The sequence below is a fragment of the Virgibacillus xinjiangensis genome (assembly GCF_042643145.1).
Taxonomy (GTDB): Bacteria; Bacillota; Bacilli; order Bacillales; family Amphibacillaceae; genus Virgibacillus_O; species Virgibacillus_O xinjiangensis.
This window is the reverse complement of sequence record NZ_JBHRSA010000022.1, coordinates 25,217-38,752: the sequence shown is the minus strand read 5'-3', so window position 1 is coordinate 38,752 and position 13,536 is coordinate 25,217. Positions and strand designations below refer to the sequence as shown.

The window sequence follows — 13,536 nt, the reverse complement described above, 5'->3', positions numbered from 1 at the left end:
ATAAACATCATCTTAAATAAAACCAGGGGATCCAACGATGGACGACCATTATCTTCTGAATAGAGAGACGCACTTTTTCCGGTATAAAGGAGAAATCTATGTATTGATCAATCTTGCGAAGCAAGTGGTCTTCAGGGACAAGTTCTTCAATGGTTACCATTTCCAGTTCATTTTGTCGATCTTTCATGGATTGAAACAAGTTCATCACCGCCTTTAGGAATTCTATCTTAAGAATAACATGTGAAGAAAATGAATTTTAGAAAAATGGACAAAAAAATAAGGCTGTCGAGAACTTTCTCGACAGCCTGGGAAGCATCCAACATGCTTCCTTTAGTACTTTCTATTTGATTTTCTTTAGCATTTGGCGTAAAGGACTCGTATATTTCCAGGATCTGCTGTTTAAGATTTGTTGATATTTTTCTTTATATTGCTCAGCTCTCGAAACTGCTTCAGACTTCTCTTCTTGCAGAGCCTGTAATTCTTTTCGAAGCTTTTTATTTTTCTTCTTCCGCTGCACCAATTGTTGATCCAACTCTGTCCTGGCCTTTTCCAACTGATCCACCGTGTCTTGAAGGTCTTTATTGCTCTGCTCTAATTCTTCTTCGCGCTCTTTCAACTTTCTATTGATGCTTTTTTCTTTTTTGAGAGAAGATGACAACCAGTTGCTTGCTGATTCTCGACGGATTTCAAAACCGATTTTGACCGGCTTCCTCCACACTGTCTCCTCAACATTTTCGACCGTTGCCTGATCTGGCCCCTGTAAACAGACAGCCTTGAAATCATCCACTTTTTCTTTATTGTCTGAAGCCACTACTACCTCTATCTCTCCATCTTCTGTTGTCATTGTAAACCCATGTAATTCTTGCTGAAGGGCTCTTCTTCTGATCCACCCTCCATAGCCGACTCGTGATATCTCTCCTGTAACGGTATACTTCTTGGCATATACTGCATCCAGGGAAGGAGGCGGAAGTAGCTCTAGTTGATTTGTCGTTATATTATTGAGTGGCGCTAATAGACTTTCAAAATCGAAATAGAGGCTTGTTCTATTTCCATTTATTGTCTCTGGAAAATAATAATCCAAGAGGGGAGTCAATACATCCCTTGCCCTTCCTTCTACTGGATATAGATGGAGTCCCAACATTGGCTTTGTATTTATTTCGATGATCGTCCCTTTATTATTCTGAGTATCCACTATCATATCCAATCCACAAACATCCAGTCCTGGTATCGCCTTAGCCGCCCTGCTCGCAGTATCCTTGAGCTCTGGTGTCAAACTGTCCGTGACGTCAATCGGATCCCCGCCTGTAGATATATTGCTTTTATTCCTCAGATAAATTTGCTGACCTTCTGGAAGAATGCTTTCCAACTCATAGCCCGCAATCCCAATCGAATGCATGACCTCATTATCTACCTTTATCGTCTTCTTGGAAATATTGGGATTTGATTTTTTTGACTTGTTCTTCTTAGCAATCAGCGTTTCGATGGTGTTTTCTCCATCCCCTATTATATTAGCGGGGACTCGGTTAATCGCTCCAATTACTTCACCTTGAACAAGAAGTATACGGTACTCAGTACCGGGAATGTATTTCTCAATCATTATGTCCTGATAGCCAAGTTCATACTTGACCCAATAGAGGGCGTCTTCCAATACCTCGATTGATGAGATATTGGGATATACTCCCTTCCCAGCATTTTCACTCGTGGGTTTTAACACAACAGGGTATCCAATTGACTCTGCATACTTGATTATATCATCATCTTTCGATTCACCTGTAAACCTTTTACCTACGGGAATATCTACGCCTGCTTCGGCAAGAAGTTTCTTGGTTTTATCTTTATTTTGACATATAGTATACGCCTCTTCTGAAAGTTTGTCTCCTCGAGACGATTCAAAGTGATACTCCCTTCCAAACCCTTTCAAGGAATAGCGGACCAAAACCTTGTTCTCCGGATTATCGATGGTATAGAAGTTGACAGATACCCCTCTTCTCCATGCTTCCAATGCAATCAGATACATACTCAACCTATTGCCATATCCTTGCTCGGGTACTGCCTCTTCCAAATGTTCCAGCCAAATTTTAGCTTCACTCTCCATTGGATCAACTCCAGTAAATAATCTGTCCATTCTTCCATAGTGGCCGTTTTTGAAAAGAAAAGGACGCGTATGGATACGTGTCCTCTAAACCTGATGGTCTCCCCACTCCATCAGAGCACATCAACGGTTATTTCCCTTTGATGACATCCAATACTTTTCTGACAGGTGATGTAGACTTCCATATAGTACTGTTTTGTATTTGACCATACTTCTTCTGGAAGTAGTCTCTTTCTTTCTCTATTTGTTCTTTTTCCTTTTCCAATTCCCTAACGTCTTCCACTGTAACCTTCTGATTGATATGGAATCCTATTTGTACCGGCAGATCATATTCCTCTACCTCTACATTTTCCACTTTTGCTTTGTTGTTGCCTTCCAGACAGACCTGTTTGAAGTCATCCACTGCTTGTTTATCTGTAGAGGCTATGACGATGGATATTACACCATCATCCAAGTCTTCTGCAAAACCATGCATTCTTCTTTGCATTGCTTGACGCTTTATCCATACTTTATATCCTATCTTCTGCACCTTGCCTGAAACGATATATTTCTTGGAATAAGTGTGCCCATATGGAAGTGGAGCAACATTGACGGTAGTTGCTGTACGGTTTTTCAACGGATCCAACACACTGTTGAAATCAAAATATAGAGCAGATCTTTCATAATCCTTTGTTTCCGGGAAATAATAATCAACAATTTTCTTTGGAAGATCTCTAGGTTTCCCTTGGACAGGGAATAGGTGGCCTCCCAGCCCTGGTCTTGTATTGGCCTCTATGATGACGCCTGAACCATCCTCTTCATTTACAATGATATCCATTCCACTGACAGACAAACCAGGGATGGCTTTCGTTCCCTCTATAGCAATTCTATTCAACTCCGGAGAAATTACATCCGTTAGATCTACCGAATCACCGCCCGTAGATAGGTTGCTTGTGAGTCTAAGCGGAAGTACTTCACCTTCACCAGGCACTGTTTTCATGGTATAGCCATAGGACTTAAGTAGATCTGTGACAGCTTTGTCAACTTTGATCATTCTGCTTTTCAGGTGTGGGTTCCTCTTCCGTTCATTATTTTTATTCCTTATTAATTGCCTTATGGTGTCTTTTCCATTTCCAACTATATTGGCAGGGACACGATTCAATACGCCTACCACTTCGTCTTCTACCACGATAAAGCGATATTCATTACCTGGTACAAATTTCTCTACAATGACATCAGGATAGCCAAGATCCTCTCTGACATGTTCCAAGGCGTCTTTAAAAGCTTCTTCGGTATGGATATTGGAGAAAACCCCTTTTCCTCCATTAGCGTTTATCGGTTTGAGAACTAAGGGGAAGCCCAATGAGAGCGCATAGTCGATAATCTCATCATTTGTAGAGGCCTCAGGAAATCTTTTCCCCTTCGCTACAGGAACACCTGCTTTTTCTAAGTATTCTTTGGTAAGGAACTTGTTGTCACAGATTTCGTAAGCCTCTTCCGTGGTTTTATCTCCTTTCGAAGACTCAAAATGATGCTCTCTCTCGTCAGAACTGAGGGAATACCTTATTTTCAATTTATTTTCGGGGTTATCTATGGTATAGAATTTCAGCTTGAGCCCCCTTCTCCAACCTTCCAATGCAATGGTATACATACTGAGTTTTTTGCCATACCCTGTTGTAGGTACCGCATTTATCAGATGGGGCAGCCAATTCTCTTGATTCTCTTCCATTTTTGTTTCCTCCTAATTGCAATCGGCACTGGTGAACAGACAATTGTTATAGCTTATTACATGTTAATGAATCACATATTAAGATTATCAGATAACACTAGGAAATCAACAATTTTCACTGAGTCCCAATTGTAAAAAAATACGCTATTTTTTTCTCAAAGGTTTGCCCAGTTTGCGGATAAAACTGGTCCATTTCCACATACGGCTATTGCTTACCTTATTTATTTGATGTTCCACCTTTTCCTTATCTTTTATTATGCGTTCATAGGAACGAAGAGTATTCACTATTTTGTTCTCCAGTTCTTGAACTGAAAGAGAGCGTGATCCATCAATCAACTCAAATCCCATTTTAACAGGTTTAGTCCAATCTTCTTCTTCTATCTTGGCTATTAAGGATTTAATGGAACCATGAGAGAATACTTCATAGAATGCATCCACTTCAGCCTTGGAGCTTCCTGCTACCATAATCTCCGTGGTATCTTCCGACTTCTTTTTCATAAAGCCGTGCAGCTCTTTCTCTAACACTTTTTTTTGAAACCAAGGCAAATAAGTCACCGGATCTAAATCTCCTGTAATCTTGTAAACTTTAGCAGCGAGATGACTTGCAGGAGAGTCTGTTACTTTTATCTCGCGCAAGGTACCACTGTCCAGAGAACTTTTGATTGTCTGGAAATCAAAGTATACATTGCTATTGCTGCCAGGCATCTTTTTGGTTTTGGGAAAGTAGTAATCCAACATCATGCCTGGTATATCTTTAGCCTCTCCTTCGATCGGAAACAAATGAGATCCCAGCCCAGGTTTTGCATTCACCTCGAGAACAGCTCCAGCTTTATATTTTTGGCTGACCAATAAATCTACCCCGCCATGCATTAATCCTGGAATAGAACTCACCGCTTTCACAGCCGTATTTTTCTGTTCTGCGGTCAGCATGTCCGTTACATCAATAGGCTCTCCGCCCGTTGAGATATTACTTGTTCTTCTTAAAAAGATTGTTTCCCCTGCTTTTGGTATACTTTCCATTGACAAATTGCTGCTGGATAGTATCCTTTTTACTTTATCATCTATCTTTATCGGTCTATGGCGCAAATGGGGGATATTTTTTCTGTCATCATTTTTTTGATCAATCAACTCTTTAATTGATTTTTCGCCATCACCGATGACATGGGCCGGGACTCTCTTTGTAGCTGCCAATACTTGGCCTGCTAGTACATAAACTCTGACCTCTTCACCTTCTATATGTTCCTCTATCAGTAGCCCACTGCATTCTTTTCTTCGACTCTCATTCAGTGCCTCAGCTAACTCATGTTCATTTCTCAAATGAACAAAGACTCCATTCCCCCCCTTATCGTCTATCGGCTTCAAGACGACAGGAAAACCGACTTTATTGGCGAACTCGATAATCTCTCCCATGGTGGCCTCAATACCAAAGGATTTTCCGGGAGGGACTGGAACGGATGAAGCAGCCAAGTGCTGTTTAGTGAGACCTTTATCATCACAAACAGCAACGGCTTCATCAGTGTTCAAATCTCCTCCCGACCCTTCAAAATGATGTGTTTGCATGCCATCGCTCAAAGAATACCTTATGTCCTTTTTATTACCATTTTTATACGAGTTGAATTTCAGGCTGAGTCCTCTTCTCCAGCCTTCCAATGCAATTGTATACAAACTGATCCTGTTTTGCTGTGCCTCTTTTGGTATAGCATCTTTTAAATGTTTCAGCCATGTGTCCCTGTATTTATCCATTGGATGTCACCCTTCCATTTCCATGGCCTCAATTAAATCAACCTTTTATTTTTTTCACTGCTTTGCGGATCGGTGAAGTGACCTTCCAGCTTTTGCTCTTCTTAAGATTGTGTAGTTCTTTCTCAACCGACTGAAGCCGCTGCATGAGCTCTTGATTCTTATCCTCTTCTTTACGTAAGCTTTCTCTCAATGTCTTTACGTTAGCAGGCTTTTTCTTCACTCGGAAACCTGTCATTACTGGTTTGTCCCAGTTGTTGTTTTTGACTTCCTTCACTCTCATCTTTTTAGGTGTCTTATTCTCTATTAAACGGATGAAATCTTCCATCTTGTCTTCTTTTCCCGCAGCTATAATCTGTACCTTTTTGTTCTTCAGATTCTTTACATAGCCGCTGATCCGACGGTTCGTCGCTTTTTTATATACCCAATTGCGAAAGCCTACTCCCTGTACCTTACCTGAGATCACCAGTTTCTTTATGACCAAGTTCTTGCGAGGGACAGAAGGTACTGTTACTTCCTTAACTACACCGCTCTTCAATACTTCTTCAATTTCTTCATAATCAAAATGCAGTTGACTGGAGGGACTATTAGGGGCAAGCTCAGGAAGGTCTGGAAAATAATAGTCGACAATCGCTTTCGATATGTTGGTTGGGGTGCCTTCAACCGGGAATAAACTGCCGCCGATATTCGGCCTGGAGTTCAATTCCAATACATAGTTGGTTCCCTCCTCATAGTCAATCATTACATCAACACCGCAGACAGAAAGACCTGGCAACGTTTTTACAGCATCCACTGCTACTTTTTTACTTTCTGCTGTAAGACGGTCGGTTACTTCCACAGTATCAGCTCCATTCGATGCAATACTGCTTTTATGCAAATAAACCCTTTTTCCTTCTGATGGTACTGAGTCCAATCTAAGTCCATTATTGCGAAGGTATTCATGAACCTCGTCAGTAATGGAAATCTTTGAGCCTCCTACATGGGGGTTCTTTTTTCTTTCCTTGTTTTTCTTTTCAATCAATTCCTCAATGGAATGAACGCCATCCCCCGTAACATTTGCAGTTATTCTTTTGAAAGCACTGACTACTTGTTCCCCAACAACGAATAGCCTTGTGTCTTCCCCACTGACCTGTTGTTCGACAATAACTTCATCGTCGCCCCTTTTGCCTCGAAGATATTCAAGATGCTCCTTGAAGGTATCCATATTGGTAATATTGGTTTTTACACCGATACCCAGGCTTGCATTAGCAGGTTTAAGGACTATAGGATATTCCAATGTCTTAGCAAATTCTATAATGTCTTCATTGGTATGTTCCTTGCCAAAGCTCCCCCCTCGCGGTGTCGGCACATCATTGCGAATGAGATACTCCTTGGTTGTTTTCTTGCTTCGCGTGATATTCCGTGCTTCTTTAGGGATATGCTCTGCCAAAGATAACTGAAATTTCACTTCTTTTTCATCATCGCTCAGAGCATATCTGATTTTGGCTGTGTCCTTCACAAATTTCGTATAAAACTTAAGCGTTAGCCCTCTTCTCCAACCTTCCAACGCGATTGCATACATGGTGCCATTTGCTCCATAGGCAGTTTTTGGTATTATTGATTTTAATTCATCCAACAATTTCGCTTCATCTCTTACCATGTCAGTCACCTGTCCCTTTTCCCCGAAGGTTTTTGATTATCTTCCTCATATTTCACGTTTACTCTTTAGAAACTTTCCAATACGTCTGATTGGTTCTGTGCTCTTCCATACTCGGCTATTGACCATTTTTAAGTACTTCTTTTGTAGAACAGCTCTTTCATTTTTCGCCTTGGCTGCTTCTCCCTGTATACGGTGAAGCTCAGCAATCAATTTGTCTTTGGATCTTAATGACTGTGTCCCTAACTTGATAGAGGAATTATAAACTTCCTCTTGAATACAGTCCCCTTCCAATGATTCTTTTAACAGTTCATCATACCGCAGCAACTCTTCCTGGTTAAAACCGGCGATTACGGCTTCAAGTGTTTCTCCTTCTAGTTGCAGTGAGCCAAATAGACTCATCCCCTCTGCTTGTTTGAGCATCCATTGCTGATAAGCGTAATCTTCTTGTTTCCCTCTGATCACATATTTCTTTGTATACAGAGGGCCAGGCGTTATAGATATAACTTCCGTCACTTCGGCTGTTTTATTTGATAGAGGGAATAGTGCCTCTTCCAAACTGAAGTAAATATCCGGTTTCTTATGGCTTAAAGCACTGGTCTCCGGAAAATAATAATCAATGATTGCAGAGGGAATATCTCTCGCTTTTCCAGATATGGGGTATAGTATGCCGCCAATTTGAGCCGTAGGGTTGAGTTCTAATACAATTGCCGATTCACTTGGCTCTTTACTTGGATGGATAATCAGGTCCACCCCCCCGTGCTTCAACCCTTCTATAGCATCTAGTGCTTTCACAGCTTCGTTTTTAGCTTCCTCAGATAAAATCTCCAGCACATCTACAGGGTCACCGCCCAGTGACACATTGCTCTTTTCACTTAAAAACACCTTCCTGCCTGCTGAAGGAATACTATCCAAGGATAATCCATCTCTCTCAATAAATACTTCCACCTCATAACCAGATACGATAGGGCAGCTGATAAGTCGGGGGTTCTTAGCCCTCTCCTGATTTTTTTCCTCTATTAGCTCCCTGATCGTACTTTTGCCATCTCCAGTTACATTGGGAGGAATTCGGTGGATAGCTCCTACTACCTTATCATCCACAACATACAGCCTGTATTCCTCTCCGGGTATATATTGCTCCACAATGATATCTTTAAAATTCAATTCCTGTCGGACATAAATCAATGCATCAGTCAATTCTTCATCGTTCTGTATGTTAGTGACGATTCCACGTCCAAAACTGCCATCCGTGGGTTTGACCACTAATGGATAACCGGCTGTCTGTCCGTATTCTCGTATTTCCTCATCCGATTTGTCACTTTCAAACCTTCTCCCTTGGGGGACCGATACACCCGCTTTACTGAGAATTCGTTTTGTATCCTCTTTATCTTTTCCAACTTGTACTGCTTCATTTGTAACTTTGTCTCCTCGGGTTCTGAAGAAATAATGCGTTTTTGTCTGTGACGACAGAGAGAACAGCTGTCCAGGTCTGTCTACAAACCATGTTTCCATTTCCCCGAATTTTTCCGAGCCCTTTACATGCCATCTTAGAGTAAGACCTCTTCTCCAGCCTTCCAGCGCCACGGCGTAGGAATCCAGCAGGTTTCCATGTATATGGGAAACAATATCAGGCGCTAGATGTGATAGCCATCCCTCACTTTTATGTTCCACTTGAATTCCCCCTAGAACTCTTCTATATACTGTAGTTACGAAGATGCTCGAAACGGGAAATCGCATCCTTTTACGATTTCCCGTTCTTCCTTTTCATTAACCTTTATCTTTCGCTCTCCATGTATCCCAAAAATCATCCCATTGGACTCCATCAAGCAAATCACTCATCAGCCGGGCATCTGCTTCGAGGAACATGTCACCAAGCCAGCGGTCTGTCTCTTGATCAAATTCATCATAGTTGCCCGGTTTAGGGGTGAATTCTCCGAAGATCAGGCCATCTTCTGATCGAAGAAAATCGATACGCATGAACGGAGCAGGGATATTTCCACTGATGGAGGCGGCCAATTCAACTTCTTCTTTGGTCACGCCCTTGCCCAGGTAAGGATTCTCCTCATATTTCCCGGTATGCACCCTCTTGCCATCCGAGGTCCACCAGCAGTATTTGCGCTCTGGATACCTGGTAATTTCTAAAATAAGGCCGACTTTTCCGTAGAAACAATAAAACTTCACGTCGCTTGCCGGCTTTTTCTCTTTTTTATTCTCTACTATCAATTCTTCCATATACCACTGATCCTGCTCGACCCAGCCGGAGTCCATGTCTTTTTTCATATTTTGTTGAAGGGCTTGCCAGCTGTCGAGTTTCACTGATCGCTTGATATCTATTATATCATCATGGCTGTATATAAGGTATACACCGCGTGAACCGGCACCGTGTTCGGGTTTTATAACAATACCTTCCTGTTGCGGCAATTCCTTTAACGTATAGCTGTGCTCGGAAGACCATGGCACCCTGACACCTAAGCCTTTCATGAACGTGAAGGCTGTCTGCTTATGATCCAGCAGCTGTTCAGGCATGGTGCCTGCCAGTTGCTGTTTTCGCATACGCATGTTGAGACTGCCCCTGTAAGAGGATGCAGACGTAAGCTCGATCGGGTTGTCTGTCAGTCCTTGTCGGACAAGGAATTCTGGGATATCCTCCAACTTGAACCCTTCCAATGCTCGTTCATAGACAAGCTTCTTATATTCCTCTTTCTCATTCATGAACGTTCTTGCTGCATAGCGAAACGCCATATTGTAGTTTGTCTCATGCTGATGCTTTTGTTGCACCATTTGTTCTATATATCCGAGCAGATTCCCTTCCTGTTTCTGCTCTTTTACCTTACGGAGCATGTCGCTGCTGTTCAGTCTCCTGTCATCAAGCATGGTGTCTGCCAGCCGATCCTTTGCAGCATAGACTTCCTCTTTCAGGCGGTCGATTTCCTCCTGCTGTCTATAAAGCTTTTGAAAGAGTTCTTTTTTCTTCTTCCCTTTCAAACGCCAGAAGAGTGACTGGAATTTGCGGATAGGTGCTGTTACTTTCCATGCATTGCTGTTCTTCACTTTTTTCATTTCTTTTTTATTTTGCAGGATTGCCCGTTCCTTGTCAGCAATCTCCGCTTCTGTCTTCATCAGTTCCTTGATCAGTTCCTGTTTCTCCTGGGAGCGGGGAGGCTGGGAGACATCTTCTTGTGGCCGTCCTTGTTCGTTATCTGCCAATTCCCTCAACTCCCCTCGATTGTTTTTACCAACCAGTGTTCCAAAAAGGCAGGATAACTGCTCATACCATCTTTCGCCTTCCATGGGTCGCTTGCCAGTTTAATATATTTCAATTCCCTGTATTCCCCTGTAGTCAGGATGCTTTTCATTTTTTCATCTACCGGATGCCACCTAGCTTGCTTATCGGCAAACGTCTGCAGGTTCCTGGAGCACCGGCGGAGTGAATATCGCAGATCCCTATCTTCCGGCAACTCATCCATGATGACCCGCACCATGCGAGGACGAATTTCCGGCATGGAGACCTGTTTTTCCTCTAGCACTTTTGGATGCCGGATCAAAAGCAGCTCACAACTGATATGTTCGTTATGTTTGGCCAAATGAACGGATCCTTCCTTCAGCTTCTCTTGAAGGGCCGGATTCATTTCTCTTGGCAATCGAAAATCATAGATATCCTTCTGCAGAAGACCTGTAGTTAACCCCTGCTCATGATTAACGTGGATGTTTTCCAGGATTTCCTGGAGCTTGTCCGCCGACAGACGAAAATCGGAAACAATCACCACATCGAAATGGCGGTTGCTGGGTTCCCGATTGGTTTGACCTATTCCCCGCTCCTTTGGCAAAAAAGAGATGAACGACGGATTCACCCCCGTCTCTGCTGCTTTTCCCATCAGATTCTCCGCTTCCTCTTGGTAACCCAGGACACGGAGGCAGTCTGCTTTCAGCATAGCAGCTTGGTGGAGGAATAACTGATCTTCCATGCCCTGTATGGCTGCCGGCAGGTATTCCAGTGCCTGTCTGGCTCCTGTTTCTGTTTTCTTTCCTGCAAACCAACGGCACAGTTCCCATGCCGCTCCCCGCTTCAGCCGCTCCTCTTCCGCCTCTTCCACCAAACGTTTTAAATCGGCAATCACTCTTTCCGTGAATCCCAGCTGGTAGAGGTGGTAGCGATAAGCTGCGAGGTCATCTGCAATTTTCTCATCCGTTAAAGAATATCGTGAATCAGCGACAGCATTTCTGCCAGTTTTGCGTTTCAGCCACTTTACGAACGGGCTCTTCTTCGCTGTTGCCAGCTGCCATTTCACTTCCCACAGCCGCTGTTCGCTGGCGGCATGTTCCTGTTCTTTCTTGCTTAGTTCTCTGTTCCATGTTTCTAAGTTGTCATACATCTGCGTGCATTTTTTATCCATTCGACTGTCGCCTTTTTCCTGGGAATTCATTGGTCAACAGGACATCTCCGAGCAGCTCCCGCTCTTCCTCTGTCAATTTTTCAAGCAGTTTGCCGTCCATATACCAGCTCCCTGTTCTGCCAAAATACATGGCCATATGGATGAGGGACTGCTTCAGCCGGCTATGCCGGTTGGCCTCTTGGAGATCCGGGGAAATGAGCACATGAATATCACGTGGTTCCACATCTGGAATATACTGCTGTCTTTCTTCCAGTACACTGGAATCCAGGATATAGAACGTATCGGCATTTATTTTCTCGCCATAGACAAGCATCTGTATTTGATCCCCATCCAAAAGGTTGCGGACCTTTTCATCGATCGGTTTCGTAATGCTCAGATCGTATCCATACATTTGGACAAGTCCATTACGGCCACGCTTCGTCCGTTGGCGAACCAAGTTTTGCAGGTTTTGCAGCTGCACATCATCCATCTCACGGAAGTCCCCGGCGATGACTTGTTCGAATTGACGCCTGCCGTCGGGTTTCTCTTCCCGTTCCGGCCACATCGGTTCAGGAACCGGAAAAGGCCTCGCTTCCTGTGGATATTGGTAATAAAGGCTGTCTGCATGCTTATGGTGGTGTTCCAGACTTTCCACATATTCTTTCCGCACCCCTTTGAAAAAGCCGTTATACCCGAATGCCGAACTTCCAGTCAGAGATGTTACAGACTGCCTTGGCAAGGACAATGGCCCTGTATCCAAGTCCACATATTTTTCCTTGCCGAATGTATGGACCAGACGGCGCTTGAATTCTCCATCAGCGGCAAAACGCACGCTGTCCCAGTAGCCGATGCGATGAAGGACGGGATCCCGGCGGAACATGATGGACGACATATTAGGGAAGATATACTTCCCTGGCGTTCCCCGCCGATATAGTTTGAGATCCTCGGTCAGCCGTGCATGGCCGGAAGTATTGGCAATCACTTCCGGGTGTTCCATCAGATGTCTTACCTGCTTCTCCAGCTTCTGTTCATGGGACCAGTCATCCGAATCATTGATCGTGACATACTCTCCCTTTGCTTCTTGAAGCGCAATATTCCGTGCTACATATGGACCGCTGTTTTGTGGGGTGGACAGCAGTTTGACACGAGCGTCCTTTTGGACATATCCCTCCACGACTTCTCTTGTGCCATCCGGACTGCAGTCATCCACGACCAATAATTCAAGATTTTGCCATGTCTGCGATAAAATGGAATCGATCGCCGTCTGGATGCCATCTTCTGCCTTGAATGCCGGCAGAATGACTGATACCAATGGACCGTCTTCTATTTTCTTGCCAGCCGATACGGTACGCAGGTCATCGTAGACAGGGTTTTCTTTTCCACCAAACGAAACAGGCTGCAGCTGATAGGCTTCCATTGCCTTGTTCAACCACTCCAGCCTGTCGTCCACCGTCGCCTGCAGATTGGCCATTGCCAAATAAAGATCTGGATGCTTTTGCTTGGAGAGCACTTTTTGAATGGCCTGTCTGCCTCTCTCCTGCTCTCCCAGAATATCCCGGCACTCCGCTTCCAAAATGGCAATTCTGCGCAGCTGATCTTCACTTTTCTCCTTGCTCGCCGCTGCAGGAAGGTATTCCAATGCTTTGGCAGCACCTTCTTCCGAATATTTGCCAGCATTCCACAGAACCAGTTCCCAAGCTGCCATCCTTTTGATCCCAGGGTCTTCTGCCTGCTGATAAAACTCCTCCAGTTCTTTCAGCGCTCTTTCCGTAAACCCGAGATTATAGAGATGGTGCTTCAGCTGCCGCAGTTTTTTCCGCTGGACTGCTTTCTTCCCATGCAGGGTCTCCTTCAGCCTGTCCTTCTGCTCCCTGGAGAGGAGATCCCCCAGCTTTTTTCGCTGTTTCTCATTCATCAACGTATAGAGTACCCAGTCCATCATACCTGCTATCGTTTTCTTCACGGAGCGTAACATGTAGGGTCACCA

At 43.8% G+C, this 13,536-nt stretch carries 8 protein-coding genes and 1 pseudogene; all 9 read right to left on the bottom strand.

Features of this window, described 5'->3' with window-relative positions:
* Positions 1-205 (bottom strand): annotated as a pseudogene (locus tag ACFOGI_RS05695) (IS5/IS1182 family transposase); the annotation flags it as partial.
* A 135-nt stretch (positions 206-340) separates the two neighbouring features.
* On the bottom strand, positions 341-2,095 hold the full coding sequence (locus tag ACFOGI_RS05690; protein ID WP_390269759.1) for an acylphosphatase: 1,755 nt from the start codon (positions 2,093-2,095) through the stop codon (positions 341-343).
* 127 nt (positions 2,096-2,222) lie between these two features.
* Positions 2,223-3,800 carry an acylphosphatase gene (locus ACFOGI_RS05685; protein WP_390269756.1) on the bottom strand — a complete coding sequence of 526 codons (1,578 nt, stop codon included), beginning with the start codon at positions 3,798-3,800 and terminating at the stop codon, positions 2,223-2,225.
* Positions 3,801-3,944: 144 nt separating this feature from the next.
* On the bottom strand, positions 3,945-5,465 hold the full coding sequence (locus tag ACFOGI_RS05680) for an ATP-grasp domain-containing protein (protein ID WP_390269753.1): 1,521 nt from the start codon (positions 5,463-5,465) through the stop codon (positions 3,945-3,947).
* 115 nt (positions 5,466-5,580) lie between these two features.
* A complete protein-coding gene (locus tag ACFOGI_RS05675; RefSeq protein ID WP_390269762.1) occupies positions 5,581-7,179 on the bottom strand; it encodes an acylphosphatase in 1,599 nt (532 codons plus the stop codon).
* 45 nt (positions 7,180-7,224) lie between these two features.
* The gene (locus tag ACFOGI_RS05670) at positions 7,225-8,847 is read right to left on the bottom strand and encodes an ATP-grasp domain-containing protein (protein WP_390269751.1); all 1,623 of its coding nucleotides are present in this window, start codon (positions 8,845-8,847) and stop codon (positions 7,225-7,227) included.
* 96 nt (positions 8,848-8,943) lie between these two features.
* Complete coding sequence (locus ACFOGI_RS05665; RefSeq protein ID WP_390269748.1) at positions 8,944-10,383, bottom strand: ATP-grasp fold amidoligase family protein; 1,440 nt, start codon at positions 10,381-10,383, stop codon at positions 8,944-8,946.
* A 5-nt stretch (positions 10,384-10,388) separates the two neighbouring features.
* Complete coding sequence (locus ACFOGI_RS05660; protein WP_390269746.1) at positions 10,389-11,570, bottom strand: hypothetical protein; 1,182 nt, start codon at positions 11,568-11,570, stop codon at positions 10,389-10,391.
* Positions 11,563-13,524 carry a glycosyltransferase family 2 protein gene (locus tag ACFOGI_RS05655; RefSeq protein WP_390269743.1) on the bottom strand — a complete coding sequence of 654 codons (1,962 nt, stop codon included), beginning with the start codon at positions 13,522-13,524 and terminating at the stop codon, positions 11,563-11,565. The genes ACFOGI_RS05660 and ACFOGI_RS05655 overlap by 8 nt, the downstream gene beginning before the upstream one ends.
* Positions 13,525-13,536 lie beyond the last annotated feature (12 nt).